This window comes from Nocardia sp. NPDC004711 (genome assembly GCF_053601595.1).
Map to the genome: position 1 here is coordinate 18,677 of NZ_JBSGCB010000066.1, position 21,213 is coordinate 39,889.

A 21,213-nucleotide genomic window follows, 5' to 3' on the forward strand; every position below is an offset into this window, starting at 1 on the left:
GATCTGTGAGATGAGTTTTTCGTCCGAGCAATGGTTGGAGATCCTGCAGGCGCCACAGCGACATCAGCTGACTGTCACCGAGGTGTGCCGTCGATATCAGGTGTCGCGCAAGAGCTTCTATGTCTATCTGGCGCGCTATCGAGAGCAGGGCAACGCCGGCCTGAGACCGAACTCGCGGCGCCCCAAGACTTCTCCCGGCCGGTCCCCATCCGATATCGAGGCATTCGTGGTGCGAATTCGCCGGGAGCGACCGCGGTGGGGGGCGCGCCGGATCCGCGAGGAGTTGCGACGCTGCGGTGCGGAGCATGTTCCCGCGGCCTCGACGGTGCATGCGATCATGCGCCGTCACGGTCTGGTCGGCGTGAATCCCGAAGGCTCTGCGCCGGTACAGCTCCACCGACTCGTCGGCCTGGACCATGCGACGCCCGTGCGCGCGTTGCGAGTGGGTACTCGCGGCGCGATCAACTATCGTCGGCGCAGGATCCAGGTCGGTGCGCAACTTGTCGACGAAACTGTGCACGCAGTGGAGAGAAACGGCATCGTCCGAATATTTCACGGCGCTGATCTGATCCGTGAACTCCGGCTCGGACCAACGGGCACCTATCACGGCAACGGCAAGAAATCGACTGGTCGACCGCCGCAGAAGCGGACTGATTGATGGCACCGTGCCCGACGCCCGGTACGCGCGGTCCGACACGACGAGGATCAGCGAATAGTGTTGCTGTTCAGCCGAGTTCGACAGGCAGTTCAGGTACCGCAGCCGCCCATTCGGCGAGTGAGCCATCGTAGACGGCGATGTTTCGATAGCCGAGCAGGGTCAGCGCGAACGCATTCAGAGTGGCCGCGATACCGCCTCCGCAATAGGCCACCGTAGGTCGATCGGATATGACACCGGCTTCCTCGAACCGAGTCTGCAACTGCGGGATCGATCGAAAACGATTCGTGACCGGATCGATCAGATCCAGAGCCGGCACGCTGGCGCTTCCCGGTATATGGCCCCTTCGGGCCGCGATCTGCGGGCCGTCCCCCCGGAAGATGAACTCCGGCAGAGCACTGACCAGATTCGCCTCGTGGTTCCCCAGCAGCTGATGCACCTGCGCAGTCGTGGCCAGCCATTCAGGTCGGAAGACAGCCGTGAAACTCGCGCTGGGCCGAGGTGTCGTGTCGGTCGACAACCCCAGACCGGCGGAATTCCATGCGGTCAGGCCACCGTCGAGCACGCTGACGGTATCGACGCCGAACAACCGCAGCAGCCACCACAGGCGAGTGGCCCACATCCCCGATTCGGCGTCATAGGCAACGACATGAGTGCCCGTCCCTACTCCCAGCCGGGATATGCCCGCGGTGAATCGTTCGACATCCGGCACCGTGTACAGGAACTGCGAGCCCGGCGCGGACAGTTCGTCGATGAGGTCTGCGAACCCAGCGTTCGGAATGTGCCCGCCAGCCCAACTGTCCCGACCGCTGTCGTAATAGACAGAACCGTCGTCGCCCTGCCGAAGCCACATCGTCGCGTCCAGAACGAGCAAGTCCGGGTCGTCGAGGTGTTCGGCCAGCCAGTCCACGCTAACGAGCGCAGGAACGGAAGAAGACATCCAGATGATCCTTTTCGGTGTGTGGGCACGGTCCGGAAGAGAACTGTCAGTGAACCTTCGAAAAGGCTGTCAACATGCGGAACGTGTTTGAGTCCATCGGGTTTGCCGCTTGAAAACAGATCATCCGAGGATGTGCCCTTACCCGGACTCGCAATGAACTCGTAGGTTCAGTTTAGGCAACCCTCCAGGTCAATTGGATAATTTTGCTCAAGATGATTTGTAGCCAGGTTGCGCCAGCTATCAGTGACAACTTGCTATCACCGCGTATCGGCTCCGACACAATCACGACGACTACGTCTACCTCAAGCACGGCGCGCACCACGCCATCGGCGCCCTGGCGCCCATCATGCGGGTCACGGACCACACCGGGAACTACCGGTGTATGCCGATCGAGCCGGTTCTGGTCATGTGGGGGTGGGTGGCTCGGCGGCGGGGTGCATGACGGCGTGCCACCACGATTCGAGCCGACTCGGATCCGGCCAGCGCACCACGGGCACATCGTCATCGGAACCGCTGGTGATGGTGGGTGTGGTCGTATGCCGCTTTTCCGGGTGCCGAGCGGGCCTGTCACCGCGTGGTTCGCGTGGGGTTGCTGTCATGGCGCACCTCCGAATCCCTGGCCCGACGCCCGGTCTCACCGGGGCGGGCTGGATTCTCAGGCTCGCGGCGGCGGTGTACGCCGAGGTCGACCGCGCGCGAGGAATGGCACGAAGGCCCAGGGCAATGCCGAGGGGTCTGCGCCACCACAGAGGAGGCCGACCTGGGCCATAGTAGGCCTTCAAGGTCAACGACAGGCTACGTTCTAGCCGATTCCCGGGGTCTACCACTGCGACCCGGCGAACCTCCGTCCCGGTCCCGGAACCGGCCGCCGACATCCTGCTCGCCTGGATCGACAACCGCACCAACATGAACACCGCCACCAACCGTGATTCCCGCTGGCTGTTCCCCGGCCGACGGGCGGGGCAGCCGATGCACCCGGAGACGCTGGGCGGATTGATGAAAGCCCTTGGCGTCCCGAATGTTCCGGGCCGTACATTGGCCATGCGCCAGCACGTCCAGCAGATGCCCGCACCGGTCGTCGCCGACGCCTTCGGCTATCACCCCGTCACCACCACGAAACTCGCTGCCGAGGCCGCATCACCTGGAGCCGCTACGTCACCGCACCCCGATTCCGATCGCCCGAGGGCTGGAAGCCAACGACAACCCACGACAGTTGAATGGGCGATCTCACCAGTCGGCGACCCCGTTTTTCGAGATCGCCCCGGGGCGGCTCGCTCGCGCCGACGAACTCGTTTCCAGTCTGTAAGCGTTCTGGCCCTACCTACTTCGGCGGAATGGGTGCCACGCCGAGCATCTGGGCCGCGGCTTCGAGGTGTCTGCGTCCAAGATCGAGGGCATCGGCTTGCGTGTAAGGCTGGTGAGGGACCGGCTTGCCTCTTTTAGTTCCTTCGCGATGTGCGCTGCTTTCATCGGGTCGAGATCGAGCCTCGCGTCGAGACATGCCTGTCGAACTTGCGGCGTGCCGACGCCGCTGCGGTAGAGCGTGACCGGTGGATGGAGTGCGGCAAGCGCGTCCCGCGCAGAGACCAGCAGGTGGACACCGAGACCCTCGGTGTCGACGGGCGTGGACAATCATGACAACCCCGGCATATGTGGCGGGACCGGCGTGCTGTCGATCGTGTAATAGGCAATGCGATACGTCGTTATGATGCCGATCGCGAGATCGTCAGCTCGGTCGACCGCCACCCACCCCCAGTACCACTGCCTATTCATTTCGCTGTACCGATGGGCAGGCATGATCTCTACGCCATCGAAGTCCTCTGCAAGGGCCACGGATTATCAGTCTGCCCGAGATGTGAGTGGATCATCCGCGACCCTAGCGACGTGCAGCGTCACGTCGTCGGCGGGCCGCGCGGATTTCGTTGTCTGCCAGTTCATCTCGCGCTTGGGCGTAGATCTGGGTGGTTTCGGTTTTGGCGTGTCCGAGTCGGCGGCGGATGACTTCGAGCGAGACTCCGGAGTCCAGGAGTTCCATGGCGTGCGCGTGGCGCAGCTGGTGGATTTCGATGTCGACGCCGGCGGCGGTGCGGTATTTGATCCACCGATTCAGCACGGCGTTGTACGAGATGGGGCCGCCTCCGCCGTTGATGGACGGCCGGAACAGCGGGCCGTTGGTGTAGCCGGTGCGGGCGAGGTAAAGCCGCAGCAGGGCAACGAATCCGCGGTCGTCGAGCAGTACGACGCGGGTCTTGTTGCCTTTGCCGTGCAGGGTGATGTGCTCGTTGTCGACGCGTAGATCGAGGTCTTCGACGTAAGCGCCGCACACCTCGGCGGCGCGTGTGCCGCAGACGTAGGCGAGTTCGAACAGCACCCGATCACGCATGACGTCGATCGGCACGTCTTTGCGGGGGCGACGTGGACAGATGGTGTTCAGCAGTTTGTGGATCTGCTCGTAGGGCGCCGGGCGGGGCAGGCCCTTGGGCACGGCCACTGATTCGGTCTTGTCGACCGGGTTGGCGTCGAGCAGTTCTTGGCGGACTGCCCACGCACAGAAGGCTTTCACTGCGGAGCGTCGCCGTGAGCGGGTGGCGGCGGAGTTGTCGATGTTCTCGGACAGGAAGGCACGCACCGGCACGACGGTCAATGTCTCGATGTCGTCGTGGTGGTGGCGGGCGAACATGATCAGGTCGCCGCGGTATGCCTTGATGGTGTTGCGGGAGCGGCCCGCGTTGCGCAGATCGGTGAGGAAGTTGTCGATGTGCGTCACGAGAGGGTGGCTGTCGCCGAGTGCGTCGGTGAGGACTTCGCGGGTGTCGCGGAGGACCGAAACAACCACTGCGGCCATCTCCTTCGGCGAGGTTGGTGGATAACGGGGAATCGAGTTGTCCGGCGGCCGCCGCATCGGTCGACGTCGCCGATGCCGATCTTACGGGAGTTGGTGGATAACGGGCGTTATTCACCAACCCGTCTGTGTGCCCCTCCTGCGGCCCCCAACGCATCGGGGGAGGGGTAGAGGTACCCCGGATCCGGCTGCGGGCCATACAGCCGGACCGCACTGCGGCCGATTCCGCGACGGCCCCCGCTGCCGTACCTCGAACAGCACGCGCCCCCGCACGGTCGGCAATGCACGCCGGGTCCATCGGCCGACGATCGGCGACGGCACGTTCGGGCTGAACGAGGAGGGCCACGACGGCGGCGCCAGCTGCGGGCACAAAAAAGCCCCCAAGGTCGAATGACCTTGGGGGCGTAGGGATTCGGCCCGCCGTCGGGCGGCGGTTACCAGCGGCGGCGGGCCGCGGCCGAGAGACGGCGCCAGCCGGTGCGCAGCGCATGCATGGTGCGGATGCAGACGTAGCGGACCGAACGAATGGCCCGGTGGATGATCGCATGCCCGGCCGTGCGGGCTCGGCGGCTGCGCGCGATGCGCAGAACCAAGGCCAGGAAGTCCAGCACGTAGGACACCTCGTGCAGACCGGCGAGGTGGGCGACGAGGCTGACGAGCTCGAACAGGCCGATCAGCTTGCCGACCGCGGGGCGCTCGAGGTGCTCGATGAGCTTGTCAACCGAGGGGTGGGCGACAAAGTCGGCGACCTCCTCGGCGGCCGTGCGGGCGGCACGCACCCCTTGGCGGACGTACTCCTGGGCGAGAGCGCCGACGCGATGCGCGAGGCGGTGAATCCGGCAGGGCGGAATTTCACGGCATTCGCCGAAATGAAAACTATTATCGGAATTGCTGTGGGTAAACCCGTTATTTCTCATAACTTCCACACAACCAGCTGAGTGGGAAATTCGTGAGTCGATACCGGGGGCAGTTGCATTCATTCCACTGCGTTAAACATCAAAATTTCGTCAAACGTTAAATGAAATCCCGAAAGCATGAAGAGTTAACCGTGAATCGTGAAAAGCGATACGTCTTAGATTAAATATCGAACGCTATTCGTGAAACCTCAAACATTGAACGTCAACCGGCATGCGTTAAAAGTTGAGCGTGAAACGTTAAACCTCAATCACGCTTAGGGTCGACTGACGACTCAGCGTCTTCCGATTCGGTTCGGCGAGGCTCCGGCGAATCGGTGTAGGTGACCAGGTCGATGTATAGATCCCTGAACGCGTCGACCGCGCCCCGCGTGTTGTCATCATCATTGGGCCGCTCGAACGTCGGCACGACTTTGAGAATGTCCTCCTTCACCATACGAACCGCGCGGGCGGTATTGGATTGAAAGGATGTCGCCACCCCGCTGGGTATCGGCAACCGCTCGCCTGGCTGGAGAATGATTTGCAGCACGTTGGCATCGATGGCCTTGAGAGGGCGATACATCTTCGGCTTCGGTCTGCGCTGGTTGAATACCTCGTCGCGGTAGCGCTCGATGATGCTCCTGACCTTCCAGGCCTCCTCGCGGGTCCGGATGCCATTGGACTTGATTCTTGCCTCGAGCTTGTTGAACTCCTTCTCGATCTCAGACCCAGTCTGAGAAACAGGCCGGTCGGCATCTGTCGTCTCGTATATAGCGAAGAAGTCCACCTCCTCTGAGGTGGACTTCTCGTTGAGGTAGTGGACCCAACACGCATCCCCGTGTATGGATGTGGCCGAGGCGGCCGTCAGTTGGTTCGGGTCGGATGCCACGACCTGGGCGACACGTGCCATCAAGTAGTGGCCGTTGCTCTGCTTGAGCCACTTCAAACCGCGCCGGCCTCCTCTGATGCGGTACTGGCGAAGGATCGGCGCAGCTAGCTTGAACTGGGCATCGTTCGTATCCGCGGGCAGCACAACAACCAACCCGGGGAACTTGTCCAGTTCGAACTCGGGGGGCACTTTGCCGATCTCGTGTAGATAGACAGCCACCTGACGCTCGCGACACTGTCGACGGGCCGCCTCGGCGACCTCCTTGTCACCGGCACCGTGGAGCACTAGCCACGGGCCGGCGCCGTACATCTGCGCCGGGGTCCGGGTATCTCCGCTTCCAGCGAGAGACTCGTCGAGCACCATAGGCCGAAGTATCAGGTCACAATCCGGTCTCGTCAACTGCCGCAACGGTTTTAACGTATCCGGCTTCATCTCCGCACGCTTTAACGAAAGTGCCTCTGGCCACGCCTGCCTCGCAGCGGGCAGACTGCATTGCATGGAGCAGCTTTCAATGAGATGAGGATGCATTCATGAGTCAGCTTTCAACGAGATACGGTCCTTTGACCCTTGAACTCGCGGCAGGCGTGAGGCAGATCGCCGAACGTGCGGTACAGCCTGTGTTGCTCGCCTCGTTGAACACTGCCGTGATGGAGTTTGACCGCCCTCCAGGCGACGGTGTGATGGTGATATTCGCCGAGCCGTCGAATGCGGAACACGCGAGTCCTTCTCTCTACGAAAAGTGGGGGAGGGTCATGACCGAGATCTTCGGTCATGAGCAGGGCTTCTTGCTCGATCTCCGGGTCACTGAGCATGACGTACCGATAATCGACGCGGATTGGGCTCAAACCGATGCCACCATTGCGGACATTCTCCGCACTGCCGGAATGTTTTTGGCTGTCCATGCCGGTCAGATGCGTGCTCACGGCGACGAGTGTGCCGATGAGGCGTTCGATCGTGCGTTGATGCTGAATCGGTGGGCCGCTGATGGGGTATGGAACGCGGTCAGCGTATACGAGTTCCTCACTCACGAAGACCCGGAATCGGTTGCCGTGCACTGGCTTTCATCGGCGGAGGCAAGCGCGAGCGTCCCGGTGGTTTCTGCGTCGGAGCAGCGGGAGCGCGAGCTTGTCAGCAGCGCATCGGTCACTGAATCGCGCCTGGGAGCGCCATGGAGTTGGGCGGTGCCAGTGCTGGCGATTCTCGGGTCAGCTGGAGTGAATGTGGGTGTGCTGACTCGCCTTGGAGCTCCGGCACTGGTAGTCGCCCTCATCCTCGCCGCGATACTGGTGATGCTGTTCGCGAGCGCGCGATTATTCAAAGATCTCGCGATGCGAGCCTGGACACGGACGGTATCGGCGCAGAACGCTCCGGACCCCGCAACTCGCACGGTAACCGCTTTTGCCGCCCGAACGGTGCTGCGCTGAACCCTCGCAGCACATCGAGGGCCATGCAGATTCGATGTTCCTGTCGGCTTGCGACAACGGGCCAGGTAGGCGTTGAGCCAACTAATGGCAGCGGTGTCCTGGCCTTTCGCGTAGCGGATGCTATCTCAGGCTGAAGCTGCGGCGCCTCCTCGCCGAGATCGGGAGGAGGCGCTTCCGCGGACGCGTTGCAGTGCAGGTCAGAGCTCCGGTCTGGCATCAAAGCGCTTATGGGCTCGGTCCCGGCATGCCCATGCGAGCTGCGGGCACTGGGAGCTCGGCCATGCGATCTGCGACAACGATCGGTGCGTACAGCCGACCCGATCGCTTCCCCATTCTCTCCGCAGAGGACGATCAGCACGCGCGGATACCACCGCGCCCAGGTGTACGCCGCTGCCCGCGCTGCGGGAGCGGAAAGGCCGCGCAACCCTCGATCTAGACCGCTCGAATGTCGCCCTCCAGGGTGACGTGGAAGTCAGGACGTCGTAGTTGATGCTCGCAATCCGGGTTCTTGTCGGCTCGGGTGACGACCAGCGTATGACGATGCCGTGGCTTGCCGTCGTCACCACAGTTCAAGATGTACTCGTTCGATGTGACTCGGACCTCGCCGTCTTCGGGGAAGATCGAGATCAGCAGATCGGTACCCTCGACAGTCAGCTTGACGTTCTTCCGCCTGTTAGTCATCAGGAGAGTATCCCCGCCCTTTACCCTGCCAGGCTTGGATAGTGCTGCATTGCAGCAATTCTCGGGTGGTGGTCTGGGATCGGCGCGCCTTGATCCTGTACGGCCAAAATCGGCAACACGTCGCGGCCGCGAAGGGCGTTCGGGAGTCGGGGGGCTGGTGCCAGCGCCGCGGGCGACCATCCGGCGACGCCGGTGCGGCACAACAGCTCTGGGCACTTCGCCTTCGACCCACTCGCCGAGGCTGACCGCGTGCACGGTGCGCCCTGCCCGCACGACCGCGTCACCGCACCGGGCCCGCGTGGAAGCAGCCAGGGGCGAGATGTCGGTCATGCGCCCAACGGTAAGGAGGGCCGGAGAGCAGCCGCGGTGTCAGCTTGTACCGAACCGCGGCGGGCCCGTGCGAGTTCGCGGCACGGACCTTCGGGTAGCACATGATCATCGTCGTGTTGCAGCCGTCATCGAGCTCGACAACCTCCACGAACCTGGGTGTTGCATTGCCGCCGGTTGCGTATTTTTCGCTTTTTCTGCGGAGCTCTCTGTTGTGGCGCTGACCTGTCTTCGATGACGAGATGAATGGCTCAGGCCGTCGGTCGATTCTCCATCCATAGCCAGAACCACCGCCGGTGATCTTCCAAATCATCACCAGCACAGGCAATGTGGGGCGCAGATGCTCGGCAAACATGTCGGTGCGCGGTGGGAGACTCCGGTGATGGATCCTCACACCGAGGCTGACGGCGTGCCCGTTGATGACGACATTGGTTCTTTGTACGACTACACGGAGTATCTGTGGCCGCGCCCGGCCCATCCGCTGTTGCGGCAGCTGGATCCGCGCCGGATCCAGCTGCGGCGCCGGACACGGCGGGCGGTCCGTTTCGACTACTACGGGCCGCCGGTGGCCGAGGGGGCCGCGGCCGCGTACCGCTCGATCACGTTCTGGCACGAGCAGCAACCGAGCTTCCCGATCGGGAAGGTGTCCTATCTGATCTGCCATGAATGCCGACGCGGGTTCATCGGCAATCTCGATGTGCAGAAGAACTTCTGGGGCCGCGGGATCGCGACCGGTGCGCTGGCAGAGATCCGCGAGCAGGTGCCGGGCTACACCTGGCGCACCAGCCTGCACCAGCTCGGCGCGAAGAGCTTCTGGCTGTTGGTCGCCGAACGCACCGGCGAGTCTTACGCCGACACCGACCGGACTTGCGAGCACATGGATGCGTTCTGGGGCGGCCGCAGAGGCTGAGGCCGAGTCCACCCATCGCGCCAGTGTCAAAGGCGCGGGCGCGATCAGGTGACCGGGAGACGGCGCCCGTTCAACTCGACCATCGGTGCACATGCTCAACAACTGCCTGCCTCGAAGGCCAGAACGACGGCACCGGCATCGGGGTTCGAGCCCACCAGCACGGTACCGGACAACAACATCGCTACTGCCGGGGCACATCTCGCTGGTCACCGAGCCCGACAGCAACCGCTCAGGTGATGACAGCTGTCTACTACCATCGAACGACCCGATGAGTGCTGTGCTGTCACTGGCGCGGAGCCAACCGGTGCAGGGGCGTTCGAGCGAGGGAAGGCACGTGAAGTACATCGACAACGCTGCCGCGGCGGAGGCGAACGCGGCAGTACAAATGCGGTTACTGGGCTATCCCGATGCCGCGGTCACCGACCCCGGAGCGGACGGAGGAATCGACGTTCGCGCGAAAGGCGCAATCGCGCAGGTCAAATGGCGCACCGGTCAGGTCAGCCGCCCCGAGGTCCAGCGACTTTTCGGGGCACGAGCCAACAACTTCGATACCCAGATGTTCTTCTTCGCCGCCTCTGCCTTCAGCCGGCACTCTGTGCAGTACGCCGACAGCGTCTACATGGCCCTGTTCACCTACGACCCGACCGGGCGTGTGACCCCGATAAACGACACCGCCAAACGAATCACGGTCAATGCCAGGAACAGAGCACACGCCGCACAGGAGCGAGAAGCAGCCAGATCAGCCCAGGCGCGTCATGCACAAGAGAAGGCTTCCCGGGCCGCCACGACCGATGACGATCCCGCCGGAACGGCACCAACAGTTGCCGAAATCCGCTGCCCGGCATGCACGGTCCGGAACAACATTAATGGCTACGGGCGGCGCAGATGTGGTCGCTGCCGAGCCGAGTTCACGGTAACCCGCACGATCGCCGGCGACGTCCAGGTGCAACTACACCCGAGGCAGCCGACGGTGGAACTATCGAAGACCCGACAATTCATGAACGATGCGAACTACTGGCTCAATCGCCCACGACCGAGCCGTGACACCGACCCTGAGTTAGTAAGCCAGCGCGACGCCGTTCTCATGACACTGGTCTACGGGCTTCTGACGCTGCTGTTCGCACTCGGCGCGGTCGTTGTTCCCTTCGCTAGCAGCGTTCAGTCAGTCGCGGATCGGCTGGTCGGCGCTGCGGTCGCGGTAGCGCTCAGTGCGGTGTGTGCCGCGTGTACACGGTGGCACTTCCGCAAGAGCACTCAAAGCCCTGCAGTCGGAGGCCAACCAGACGAGCCTTAGCGCACAACCACTCGGTGGACCGTGCCGGGCACTCATCGCTGAGAACCGAATCCCCTGCCTCGCACCGGGTGCGGATGTGGCGTCCGCGGCGATCTTGGCGACCCGAAAACGGACGAGCAGCATCAGCACCGGTTCGCCAGCGATGATCCCCGTGACTACCTCGGCGTCGTCGATCTCGGCCGGGCTCGGTTCTCCCGGCCCGATGGCGTAGTCAGGAATCCGCACGGCTCGACGGTATCGGCGGATCGTCCTGGGGTGCGGGGCTTTACGGCGGTAGGCCGTAGACAACACCGTGTCCGTCGCGCGCAATTGCGCTGCGGTCTGCCGTCTTTCAGTGCGGTTTGGGTGATCAGTACGCATGGTGCCGTGGTTGCTGTCGTGTATCGGGGCTGTGGCGATGAACCGAAACTCACTCGACCAGGCACAACATATTGTGTTGAATCAACTTGTCACACACCGCATATAGAATCTGTCTGAGCGTTTCAGCGCCACGGATGCTGTTGCTGGTCGGTGCTGTTCCATGGTTTGTTCCTGCTGTCGGCCCGTTCGCGGGCGGAACGGAGTTGAGCGTGACCTCTGCTGAGAGCAGCAGCCAGGACCTGTTGTTGCCTGCGGTCGTGCGAGCAGTCCCGCCGCGAACGCCTCGTTGATCTCCACCAGATTGGGCTGCGGAAGTCGGTGACGATCTGTGGAAGCACGGGTTCGCCCGTACGGCCGCGCAGCATTGGAGATGTTCTCCGAGGCTGCGTCGGCGCTGGACGAGCACCCGGCCAAGACGGCGGCGCTCGCGAGGGCGGTGGCGGCCAGGGCCATGGGCTTGGTGATGCGGGTCATGCCTGTACTCCTGAATGCAGTTCGAATGTGAAGCTCAAGAAGCGAGCACTCCTACCGGCCGCGGCGGGATGCTTTGCGGGCAGCGCGGTTCTTCACTCGCCGACGCGTGATCTCGTCGTCGGGGACGGCGCCGGCGTAGATCGGTTTCGACTGGAGGCCGAGGAGGATGGCGCGCGCCCAACGGGTATCGTAAGGGTCGGGACGAGTGTCGCGCGGCAGAGGGGTGATTTGGAGCATGAGAGGTCTTCTCCTGTCGAGGGTTTAGGGCGGCGGGGATCAGGCTGCTCGGCTCGTTCGAGCCTCACCTGCGGGTCAGTACACCCAGTTGCCGGTGACGGTGTTGAGGCCGGAGCGGACGTAGGTGACGTGGTCGACTGGAGCAGTCGTCGCAATGTCATCGCCGCGCGCGAACAGAATCGGGCGCGGAGCCCATCCGGCTATGCGATCGACCTGGGAGCCTGCCCGGTGAAGGTAGTGGGTGCGTCCGTTGTTTGGTCCGCCGCGGCATTCGCCGGTGCGTGAATCCGGTGGCAGCCAACGCAGTTCGACTGTCACGGTGTCGTGCTGGTGGTCGCGTTCGATCTCAGTGGATGCAAGGTCGCGGATGTGGACGCCAGGGAAGCGCCGTTGAACCTCGCGCCGGAATTCGTTGACGTGGACGCGGTCCAGATCTGGGCCCATGGCAAGGCGTGGGCACGAACGTTGGAGCCGCCAGTTGCGGAGGTGCCGCAGCTGGTCGAGGGTGAGGATCGCGTCCTCGTCCCGCAGGTACCAGCCGTCAGCGGCAGGACGTTCGTAGGAGTGCACTTCCATCCAGTACCGGCCGTCGTCGCCGACATCACGCCGTGCACGGATCCCGGTGCCCCGCTGCGACATCAGTTCGACCACTTGACGACCGACGCGCAGCACGTCGCGCCGTGGTGTGGTGATCATGTAGGGCGGGTTGTAGCTTCCGAGAGGGTCGTCTTCGGCGGTTTCGAGATGGATGTCGCCGTGCCCGCGGATGTCGTCGCACCGCCACCAGTGCGGGCCAGATTGCACAGCTGTCGCTGCGCCAGTGAGGATCCCGTGGACCGTTGCGCTCTGGCTTGGCTCGGTCAGCAGCCGGAAGGTGATTTCGAGGTTCCGCACTGACTGCGTCCACCGCGCGAGGTCCAGAGGGGCTTCGTCGGCTCGCGTGTACTGGATCCCGCCGCCGGAGACGTAGCCGATTGGTGCCCAGCCGTCGTTGCTCCAGATCCGCACCATGGGCTGCGGGCGAGGTGGTGTGACTGGTGTGAACTCGCCTTCGAACGTGGATCCGGGGCAGATGATTTCGGAGTCGTCTTCGTCGTACCGGTAGGCATCGAGCGCAGCCGCGGTCTCCTCCGAGACCCGCGGCTCGTCCTCGTAATAGGCGACCGTCGAGCGATGCAGGCGCCGCATCTCCAGCATGCGCGCGGTGATCGCCAGCCCGTGCCACGGTTCTTGGCACCACTTGTGCGGGCACATGTCTTGGTTGACGTCGTGGTCCCAGCCCGACCGGTTGTCGAAGCCGGCGAGCTGTTCGTCGACGAGTTCGTCGATGGCATCGAGAATGTCGCGGCCGGCGGGGTCAGTCACGTGGCTATTCTCGAGACGAGGTCAAGCCAAACCCATAGATTCATTCGATGGATGTGGTCGCGCGCTGTTCGCGGCTGGCTATTCGCTGGCCCCACACAGCTTGCGGCGACGCCGTCTCACTGCCGCGAAACGGCCTGCCGCCGTGCGGGTTCCACTGTTTTGTGTGGGTGGCAGCCGCGGGCCGGGTTGGGCAGGATAGAGCCCATGAGTCAAACCAAGTGCCCAATCTGGTGTTCCGAACACATCACCCTGGACGAAACAAAACCCGACGCGGAGCCAGTGCACCGCAGCGCCCCTGAGGAGCTGGCCATCTCGGGCACGAATCTGGCGGAGGTGTCGGCGATGGTGCGGCTCCAGCTCGAAGGCACATACACTCCCGAGGGGTTCTTCGACGAGTGGGCCGATCTCAACATTGACGGCAACGGTATTGAACTGACCGCCGTGGAAATGCGCGCGCTGGCGCACCTACTCAACCGCACCGCCGACCAGCTCCAGGGCGCACGATAACCTTCAGCCGCCCCGAAGATGACGAGAGCCGGTCGCGGAGGGGGAATTCCGGGACCGGCTCTGCCAGACGCACATCGGCATTTATTCCTGATGTGACGGCCGTTACGGTACGCCGATTCGGCGCGAATCTGGATCCGACACGCGGACGGCTTGGACTGCAATACCTTTTACGAGTTCCGTTCGTCGCCCCACGGGAATCCGAGGAGCCACTCCTCGATCTCTTCTGCGGTCATGGGCGGATTGTTGCGTGCTTCGAGGATCATCGCAATGTCTTCGTCACTGGGCGGAACCCCTCGCGTGTATTCGGGGTTCAGTTGGCCATCAGGTAGATACAGCTCGCTCATTGGCAGGTCGTTGTCTGGGTTGCTGCTCATTTTCGAGAGGGTAGCCCAGTCATGCTCGGGCCGTTGTCGATCAGGTCGCTCAGGGTATCGATCTCATTCACGGCGCTGATAGTCCCCTGATGTTTGACCGAATCGGGAGTGCTCGAGTTCTTCCGTCTCTAGCAGATTCCGGATCAAGTCGAGGACGATCCGCCGGCGTTTCGGGCTGAGCGAATCGACGTTGTCGGGCAGTTCGTCGCGGAAGGCTGCGTTTGGCACGGGCAGGTCGGCCGCCTCGTACGCAACTCGATCCGGGACGTCTGCGAGCCAAGCAATCGCGCGGATCGTCTGGTCGGACGGGCGGGACTTGTACCTGCCGGACGCAATCTGGTTCACGGTGGCGTGGCTGAGTCGCCATCCGTGGGTGCTGGCCAGCTCGCCCAGTGCACGGCCTGACATACCCCGATCGGCGGCGGCCATTCGGAGTAGATCTTGCAGCGTGGGGCGAAGTTCCTCGTTGTATCCGTCGGCCTGTCGCGCGGCTACCTCGGTGTCATCTGCCTTGAATGACGGTGCGACCAGGTCTGTTATGTCAATTATGTTGGAGGACTGGGCTTTTCCGATGACACTGGAATAGCCGATGTCGGTGAGAGCGGCATCTAGAACATCTGGGTATGGGATGTGGGTGAGGTGGGCGACGGCTTCGAGTAGCCGACGCTCGGGCAGAGCTATCAGTCCGCGCTCTCTCCACAAGTTCAGTGTTTGGGGGCTGCTGCCCATGCGGTGGGCGAACTCGGTCTCGCGGACGCCGGTGTCATCGAGGTAGGTCTGTATCAGGTTCCAGAATCTGCTCACCGGTCGATCGTCCTCAGCGCGCGTAGGTCTGTGTCATGGTGCAGTTCCACGTCTTCGTAAAGAAATGCCCATGAACTAGCACTCAAGCACACCTTTGACATCGGTTGCTAGATATTCGCGCACCGCTATCTATGACACATCGTGCCAATAGGGTCACCACACGAGCAGCGTCAAACCGAAATCCGAGGGCCCGAGGGTCCAACCCGTTCCCCCACGATGAACTCGCTGCAGCGCATGGCTTCCCACTCTCTCACGATGACCTCACCGTTGCTCACGACTTCCACTCCTGTTGGTAGTCAGGGTGTTCGGACCAGATGGCAGCCAGCGGTGCGAGGTCGGCCTCGATCAGGTACTCGTTATCGTGATAGCCCCAGCCATGTTCGATACGCCGGCGAGTCGAGCGCACCAGTGCACGCATCGCCACGCACTCGAGCAGCACTTCGCGCGGGCTCGGTGCGCCGGGCGCGAAGTTGGACGAGTGCGCCCGATCGCCGCCGGGCCGCCGAACGGATCGGACCCGCCGGCGGACGAATCGGACCCACTGGTAGTCGAGGTCGAACTCGTCTGGCGAGAAGGACATTTCGAGGTCGAGCGCTTGGTTCGCCGCTGCTTCCCGCTCGCTGAGGCGGGCCTCGATGAACCCCTCGATGGTCACTCGGGCGTCTCCTGTCCGAAGAGGATCCGCGCGCATTCGTCGTAGAACTCCGCATGCCCTTCGGGAGTGTCTGCACAAACGCGGATCAGGTCACGAATGTCGTCATATTTTCGCCCCCGCTCGATCCACTCGTGCGCGCGGGCCCGCTCGGCCGCGATGTCCTTCTCTGCGATCAACTGAGCCACGGCGTCCACGGCTGCCTTGAACTCGGCGGCGAAGTCGCTCATGCTGCCGATCCACCCTGGCCGGCTTCGAGAGCCGCGCGGATCTCGCGGAGGTTCCTCCACACCGCCCGCTGCCGCCAATCGTCCTTGGGACTCTCCTCCGAGAGCCAGGTGTCGATCAGCTTCCGCGCCCGCTGGGCCGGATCCCCCTCGGCCGCCAGTGTCCATGCCAGCTTGTGGTCGGGCACTCGAACGCCCGTGCCGCGCATCAACTCCTCGACGGTGATATCGCAGAGGTAGTGGAAACGCTCGCCGCCCGCGCGATCGAGGTAGGCGATCTCGACTGCACGTGCGGCCGGCTTCTCGTACTCCGGTTCGAGCGATTCGGTGACACTGATGATCCGGCCCACGCCGGCCGCAAACCGTTCCCAATCGCCAGACCCGGATTTGATGGCGTATTCGAGGCCGCTTCGCAGATCGGCGGCCAGTACTGCGGTGAGTGCGTCGAAGAACTCTGTGGTCATGTCGCTGGTCCTCCCAAGCCGAAAAGCCATGGCGCCTGGCGAATCCGCTCCTTATCGTCCTCTGCTTTGATCGCCGATTGCAGCGCTTCTTCCCGCCACTGCTGCTGGAACGCGATGAACGCATCCCAATCTTCCCGCGCTACAGGAGCGCCCCTTGCATCGCAGCGCCGGTCATCGTTTTGTTCCTCGGTTGTTTCGTCGGCCGCGTCGATCAAAGGTGCGTTCCTGTACCCACGGGCGCGGCTGCTCAATGCGGGTGGGGTGCTGGCATCGGTAGGTCGGGACGAGCGTGGCCTGTCGCTGCGGCGGAGTTGTCGGCACGACGGGGTCGCCGATCGTGACATCCCACTGCACAGGAGTGCCGGAACCCCACCGTGGAGGCTGACTTCTCTGCCCCCACGCTTGCAACGGCCAGCATTCCGAGTCGAGGTGCGCAGTCACTGAAAGCGCGAAGGTTGGTGTCCGGTCAACCTGTCTCGCAACCGATTCGAATCCACTCCCCTGGTCGACCCACACCAAGCCGTCGACGTACTCGGTGTCCGGGTCGAGCAGCGACGGCGCCGGCGGATGTTCTTGCATGGCCCGGTCCAAGACAGGGTCGGGTGCGGCGGGCGTGTCGTCGCTGTGCGGCCATTCGGTCGGTAGCAGCGGGTTCGGTGGCAGGACGAGCCGGTGCAGTATGGACGAATCGAGTACGTCCCAGGAGCCAAGGATCGCAGGCCATTCGAGGAACGGCGCCATCGCTGTCCGCCAGCTCGCAGCGAAGTCCCCGAACAGGGACACGGCCGAATACAGGAGCGAGCCGATGTCTGGGTAGTGCTCGGGTCTCTGCCATTCGTACGGCTTCGCAGGTGCTGGTGGTCCGATGAAGTCTCCGCCGGGGCAGATGACCGTGGAGTCGTCGTCACGGTACCTGTAGTCCGCGGGCATTGTTGCGTGCCAGCGCATTTCGCGCATGCGGGTGGTGATGGGGAGCCCGTGCCAGCCTTCCCAGCAGCCTGGCCACTGGCATTTCGGGTAGGTGGGGTCGTTGTAGTCGTAGCCGGTTTCGGGTTCGCCGGCGTCGAGCTGTTCGGAGATCAAAGCGTCGATGTCGGTGAGGACGTCACGAACTGGCATGCGCTCATTCAGCCTGCCCTTGGGTTCGTATCAGGGCACGAAAAGTGGTGCTGCGGCAATGATCTGGACGGCGGGGCAGGTCTGGGGCTTGTACGATGGGGCGGTCTGGTGGTCGAGCAGGAGGGTGGGGATATGGAGCCGGTGTCGTTGGGGATTGCTGCTGCGGCGTTGCTGGCGGCGAAGTTCGGTGAGGGTTTCGCCAAGGACGCCGGGGAGAGCGCGTGGAGCGCGGTCAGGCGGCTACGGGAGGTCGTGGCCGGGAAGTTGCACGAAGATCCCGAATCCGGCGGCACCACAGCCGTAGTGGTGACGAGTCCGACCGTGGCGGACACGTCGGCGGTCGCCGCTCGGATCACTGCGGCTGCCGCGGCGGATCCACGGTTCGCTGCCGAGGTCGAACGCTTGGTTGCAGCGGCTCGACAGGACGGTACTGCGGAGGTGTTCGTGGCTCAGGCGTTCGATCAGGCCCGGCAGGTCAACATCCGCGGCGACAACACTGGAACCATCAACCTCACCAGCTGAACGAAAGATTCTGTGCCCGATTATCACGCCCGCGACCACGCCCAGCAGGTCAACGTCGCCGGCGACAATACCGGCGCCATCACTCAGACCACGGTGCATCAGGCCCCGCCACGTCCGGTGGTGACCGCCGCGTTGCGTCGCGATGTCGGCACGTTCATCGGCCGAGACCTGGAACTGGAGCGGATCCTGGCGGCGGCGGGGCCAGGGCGGGTGGTGTCGATCCACACTATCGACGGTATGCCCGGCGTCGGCAAGACCGCGCTGGCCGTCCGGGCGGCACATGAGCTGAGTGACCGTTTTCCGGATGGTCGTTTCGTCGTCGATCTTCATGCTCACACTCCAGGGCGGGATCCGGTGGATCCGATGGATGTTCTGGCGACGTTGCTCACCGATCTCGGTGTCGATCCCGGCTTTTTGCCTGCGACCCTGGCAGGGCGGCGCGATCTGTGGCTGGACCGGTCGAGCGGGAAGCGGATGCTGCTGGTCCTCGACGATGCCCGTGATCATGCGCAGGTCGAACCTTTGCTGCCTGCCGAGGATGGCTGTTTGACGGTGATCACCAGCCGGCGGCGTCTGGTCGCGCTCGACGGCGCGGTGCCCCTGCCGCTGGACGTGCTCGACGGTGGCGATGCCGTTGACCTGTTCACCACCCTGGCCCATCGCACCGACACCGACAGGGCCGCGGTGGAGGAGATCGTTCGTTTGTGCGGGTACCTGCCGCTGGCGATCGTGCTGCTGGCGGGCAGAATGGCGCACCACCCGTCGTGGACGGTGACCGAGCTGGCCGCCGACTTCGCGGCCGCGCAGGATCGGCTCGCTGAACTCGAGGCGGGCGACCGCGCTGTGCGAGTCGCGTTCACCATGTCGTATCGAGCGTTGCCGCCGCAGCGGCAACAGATCTTCCGTCATCTCGGCGTGCACCCCGGAACCGATTTCGATGCCTATGCCGTCGCCGCTCTCAGCGATGTCCCTCTCGCCAGCGCACGCCGGGAACTCGACGCGCTCCACACCGATCATCTGCTGATCGAGACCACCCCGGGCCGCTTCAGGCTGCACGACCTCCTGCGCGAATACGCCCGCACCCTCGCCGAGGTTGATCCCGCGCACGGCCGCGCCATGGCTTTCGGCAGGCTCGCCGACTACTACCAGCGCACTGCGCTGACCGCCGTGCGCCCGCACCACGAGACGCAACCACCACCCACATCCGGCCCGCTACCAACAGCAAAACCGCCGCTGTTCACCTATGCCTCCTCCACGACGTGGATGCGGAAGGAGCGCGCGAATCTGTTGGCCTGCTTGCTGTTTGCCGCGTCGAACAATCAGCTGCATCGCGCAATTGATCTCACCACTGCGTTGACCGGGGAGCTGCGCCTGCACGGTGGTTGGCAGCAAGTGGTCGCACTTCAGCAGCGTTCGGCCGTCGCAGCTCACACCATCAGCGACAGTTGCGCCGAGGCGTTCGCCGTCAAAGACCAGGGTGGGGTGGGGTTTCTGGCCGATGACTACGCCACCGCAGGCACGGCGTTACAGCATGTTTTGCACGCCCACCGCGATGTCGACCTAGCCACCAAATCCTCGGCTCTTCGGGCACTGGCCCAGGCACGGTATCTGGCCGGCGACTATTGGGCCGCGGTCGATGTACTGCGACAGGCGTTGTCGCTGTGTCTCAGCGTCGGTCATCGGTCGGGCGAGGCCGCCGTATACAACACTTTGGGCTGGGTGCTCCACCTGACCGGAGACTATACGAGCGCGATCGACACTCTCGAGCGCGCCTTGAGGACCAATGAGGAAATCGGCAACCGCAGCGGGACCGCCGCCGCCCTGCTTTCCCTCGGGTGGGTGCGGTTTCTCTCCGGTGACCGCTCCTCGGTAGTCGAGTTGCTGGAGCGGTCTCGAACGACATACCGTGCAGCCGGTCGACGGTCCGGAGAAGCTTTTGTCGCAAGCCTGCTGGGGTGGTTGCATTACCTTACCGGTGACTGGTCGCTCGCCGCGGATCGGTGCTGGTCGGCACTGGCGCTCTACCGCGACCTCGGCAACCAAGCCGGGGAAGCATTTCTGCTGAGCAACGTGGCCTGGCTGACGCATCTGCGCGGTGATCATTGCTTCGCCGCCGACGCGATACAGCAGGCACTGGCGATCTACCGCAAACTCGGCAACCAGTCCGGTGAGGCATCAGCCCTCAACAATTTCGGGCGAATCCGGATACCCACGGGAGATTATCCAACCGCCATTGCCGCGATCCGGCAGGCGCTGGCGATTTACCGGAAGATCGGCAATCGGATCGGCGAAGGTGAAGCGCTCAGCAATCTCGGCTGGGCACAACGCCTGACCGGAGACCACACAGCAGCCGCAGATTCACTGCAGCAGGCGCTGACCATCTTCCGCACGATCGGGTACCGCACCGGTGAGGTCGAGACCCTCAACCGGCTGGCCGCAGTGTTGACCGAATCCAACGACTTCCCCCAAGCATTCGCGACCTACAACGATGCATTGCATCTCGCGCGTAGGATCGACAACCTCCTCGAACAAGCGCGCGGACTGGAAGGGCTCGCTCGGGGCCGGGCCCAGCAAGGTGATCGCGAAACCGCGCTCTGCGAACTGCGAGAAGCGGTGGCGATCTGCCGACGCCTGGGAGCCGCTGAAACCGACTCCCTGGCAGCCTATCTGAGCATAATGACGGTCGAGGTAGACACAGAGCTCGGCAAGAACTCCCCGAATACATCACCTTCGCCAGTGGATCAGCATTCGGGATAGGAGAATCCGCTGTCACGTTCGCCGGTCAGGGATTACGGCGTGCTCCGATCGGGGTCTACCCCATGGCTTTTCGAGGCGGGAATTGGATGGCGTATGCCCTGGCGGTGCGGCCCTCGTCCGGGAGGCGCACATGGACAGTGATCGATTGTTCGCACCGCACGGTCGCGCCGATCGAGGGCTGGCTCGAGGCGCATCGCACGGTGTGGTCGCCCAACACGGTGCGCGGATATGCCACCGCGCTGGCGCACTGGTGGAGCTTCCTCGAGCTAGGCGGTGAGGCCGACCGATGGGACGGTGCCGAGGTCTCGACAGTGCTCGGATTCGTGTCGTGGCTTCGTAACGGCCGCACGGTCGAACATAGCCTCGTCACCGCCGACACCGAGCCGTCGCCACGCACGCTTGAGGCCAGGTCGGCGGCGTTGTCTCGTTCTATCGGTGGCAGGAAGCTGTCACCGCGGTGCCGGTGGCCGGTCGGCTGCTGCGTGGTGCACCACGG

The 21,213-nt window shown here is 63.6% G+C and carries 22 protein-coding genes; 7 read left to right on the top strand and 15 right to left on the bottom strand.

The annotated features are described in order from the left end of the window. The first annotated feature begins 10 nt into the window (after positions 1 to 10). Positions 11 to 658 (top strand): helix-turn-helix domain-containing protein, encoded by a 648-nt coding sequence (locus tag ACWEKS_RS41545; RefSeq protein ID WP_452345208.1) that lies wholly within the window; start codon positions 11 to 13, stop codon positions 656 to 658. 67 nt (positions 659 to 725) lie between these two features. On the opposite strand, the gene ACWEKS_RS41550 is transcribed toward ACWEKS_RS41545, so the two are convergent. From ACWEKS_RS41550 to ACWEKS_RS41570, 5 genes are all read right to left on the bottom strand, one after another. Continuing rightward, positions 726 to 1,565, bottom strand: coding sequence for a sulfurtransferase (locus tag ACWEKS_RS41550; protein WP_452345209.1), 840 nt, complete (start codon positions 1,563 to 1,565; stop codon positions 726 to 728). Between the two features lie 434 nt (positions 1,566 to 1,999). Next, positions 2,000 to 2,194: a hypothetical protein gene (locus ACWEKS_RS41555; protein ID WP_452345210.1), complete on the bottom strand. Its 195-nt coding sequence runs from the start codon at positions 2,192 to 2,194 to the stop codon at positions 2,000 to 2,002. A gap of 1,277 nt (positions 2,195 to 3,471) precedes the next feature. Continuing rightward, entirely contained in the window at positions 3,472 to 4,431 is a 960-nt protein-coding gene (locus ACWEKS_RS41560) for a tyrosine-type recombinase/integrase (protein ID WP_452345211.1), read from the bottom strand. Positions 4,432 to 4,871: 440 nt separating this feature from the next. Continuing rightward, positions 4,872 to 5,354, bottom strand: coding sequence for a hypothetical protein (locus ACWEKS_RS41565; protein ID WP_452345212.1), 483 nt, complete (start codon positions 5,352 to 5,354; stop codon positions 4,872 to 4,874). Between the two features lie 244 nt (positions 5,355 to 5,598). After that, on the bottom strand, positions 5,599 to 6,582 hold the full coding sequence (locus ACWEKS_RS41570; protein WP_452345213.1) for a hypothetical protein: 984 nt from the start codon (positions 6,580 to 6,582) through the stop codon (positions 5,599 to 5,601). Positions 6,583 to 6,749: 167 nt separating this feature from the next. Between ACWEKS_RS41570 and ACWEKS_RS41575 the strand changes: the two genes are divergently transcribed. Next, positions 6,750 to 7,643: a hypothetical protein gene (locus ACWEKS_RS41575; RefSeq protein ID WP_452345214.1), complete on the top strand. Its 894-nt coding sequence runs from the start codon at positions 6,750 to 6,752 to the stop codon at positions 7,641 to 7,643. Between the two features lie 432 nt (positions 7,644 to 8,075). Here the strand turns inward: ACWEKS_RS41575 and ACWEKS_RS41580 are convergent, their stop codons facing one another. After that, complete coding sequence (locus ACWEKS_RS41580; RefSeq protein WP_452345215.1) at positions 8,076 to 8,324, bottom strand: hypothetical protein; 249 nt, start codon at positions 8,322 to 8,324, stop codon at positions 8,076 to 8,078. A 280-nt stretch (positions 8,325 to 8,604) separates the two neighbouring features. Further along, positions 8,605 to 9,006: a hypothetical protein gene (locus ACWEKS_RS41585; RefSeq protein WP_452345216.1), complete on the bottom strand. Its 402-nt coding sequence runs from the start codon at positions 9,004 to 9,006 to the stop codon at positions 8,605 to 8,607. A 27-nt stretch (positions 9,007 to 9,033) separates the two neighbouring features. On the opposite strand from ACWEKS_RS41585, the gene ACWEKS_RS41590 reads away from it, so the two are divergent. Continuing rightward, positions 9,034 to 9,561 carry a hypothetical protein gene (locus ACWEKS_RS41590; RefSeq protein WP_452345217.1) on the top strand — a complete coding sequence of 176 codons (528 nt, stop codon included), beginning with the start codon at positions 9,034 to 9,036 and terminating at the stop codon, positions 9,559 to 9,561. Between the two features lie 334 nt (positions 9,562 to 9,895). After that, on the top strand, positions 9,896 to 10,855 hold the full coding sequence (locus tag ACWEKS_RS41595; RefSeq protein WP_452345218.1) for a restriction endonuclease: 960 nt from the start codon (positions 9,896 to 9,898) through the stop codon (positions 10,853 to 10,855). A 1,146-nt stretch (positions 10,856 to 12,001) separates the two neighbouring features. Here ACWEKS_RS41595 and ACWEKS_RS41600 read toward each other — a convergent pair. Continuing rightward, positions 12,002 to 13,123 carry a hypothetical protein gene (locus tag ACWEKS_RS41600; protein WP_452345219.1) on the bottom strand — a complete coding sequence of 374 codons (1,122 nt, stop codon included), beginning with the start codon at positions 13,121 to 13,123 and terminating at the stop codon, positions 12,002 to 12,004. A gap of 372 nt (positions 13,124 to 13,495) precedes the next feature. Between ACWEKS_RS41600 and ACWEKS_RS41605 the strand changes: the two genes are divergently transcribed. After that, complete coding sequence (locus ACWEKS_RS41605) at positions 13,496 to 13,798, top strand: DUF6907 domain-containing protein (protein ID WP_452345220.1); 303 nt, start codon at positions 13,496 to 13,498, stop codon at positions 13,796 to 13,798. A gap of 167 nt (positions 13,799 to 13,965) precedes the next feature. On the opposite strand, the gene ACWEKS_RS41610 is transcribed toward ACWEKS_RS41605, so the two are convergent. The 7 genes from ACWEKS_RS41610 to ACWEKS_RS41640 all read right to left on the bottom strand — a co-directional run bounded on the left by ACWEKS_RS41610 (position 13,966) and on the right by ACWEKS_RS41640 (position 17,438). Next, complete coding sequence (locus ACWEKS_RS41610) at positions 13,966 to 14,172, bottom strand: hypothetical protein (protein WP_452345221.1); 207 nt, start codon at positions 14,170 to 14,172, stop codon at positions 13,966 to 13,968. A 63-nt stretch (positions 14,173 to 14,235) separates the two neighbouring features. Next, on the bottom strand, positions 14,236 to 14,976 hold the full coding sequence (locus ACWEKS_RS41615; protein WP_452345222.1) for a hypothetical protein: 741 nt from the start codon (positions 14,974 to 14,976) through the stop codon (positions 14,236 to 14,238). Positions 14,977 to 15,247: 271 nt separating this feature from the next. Further along, on the bottom strand, positions 15,248 to 15,631 hold the full coding sequence (locus ACWEKS_RS41620) for a DUF6221 family protein (RefSeq protein WP_452345223.1): 384 nt from the start codon (positions 15,629 to 15,631) through the stop codon (positions 15,248 to 15,250). Beyond that, positions 15,628 to 15,858: a hypothetical protein gene (locus ACWEKS_RS41625; RefSeq protein ID WP_452345224.1), complete on the bottom strand. Its 231-nt coding sequence runs from the start codon at positions 15,856 to 15,858 to the stop codon at positions 15,628 to 15,630. The genes ACWEKS_RS41620 and ACWEKS_RS41625 overlap by 4 nt, the downstream gene beginning before the upstream one ends. Continuing rightward, entirely contained in the window at positions 15,855 to 16,319 is a 465-nt protein-coding gene (locus ACWEKS_RS41630) for a hypothetical protein (RefSeq protein ID WP_452345225.1), read from the bottom strand. Before ACWEKS_RS41630 ends, ACWEKS_RS41625 begins: the two co-directional genes overlap by 4 nt. Further along, positions 16,316 to 16,534 (bottom strand): hypothetical protein, encoded by a 219-nt coding sequence (locus ACWEKS_RS41635; protein ID WP_452345226.1) that lies wholly within the window; start codon positions 16,532 to 16,534, stop codon positions 16,316 to 16,318. The genes ACWEKS_RS41630 and ACWEKS_RS41635 overlap by 4 nt, the downstream gene beginning before the upstream one ends. Further along, positions 16,491 to 17,438 (bottom strand): hypothetical protein, encoded by a 948-nt coding sequence (locus ACWEKS_RS41640; protein WP_452345227.1) that lies wholly within the window; start codon positions 17,436 to 17,438, stop codon positions 16,491 to 16,493. Before ACWEKS_RS41640 ends, ACWEKS_RS41635 begins: the two co-directional genes overlap by 44 nt. A 108-nt stretch (positions 17,439 to 17,546) precedes the next feature. Here ACWEKS_RS41640 and ACWEKS_RS41645 point away from each other — a divergent pair, with 108 nt between their 5' ends. Together ACWEKS_RS41645 and ACWEKS_RS41650 are read left to right on the top strand one after the other, a co-directional pair. Continuing rightward, entirely contained in the window at positions 17,547 to 17,960 is a 414-nt protein-coding gene (locus tag ACWEKS_RS41645; protein WP_452345228.1) for a hypothetical protein, read from the top strand. A 12-nt stretch (positions 17,961 to 17,972) separates the two neighbouring features. Then, the gene (locus ACWEKS_RS41650; protein WP_452345229.1) at positions 17,973 to 20,717 is read left to right on the top strand and encodes a tetratricopeptide repeat protein; all 2,745 of its coding nucleotides are present in this window, start codon (positions 17,973 to 17,975) and stop codon (positions 20,715 to 20,717) included. Positions 20,718 to 21,213: the final 496 nt, after the last annotated feature.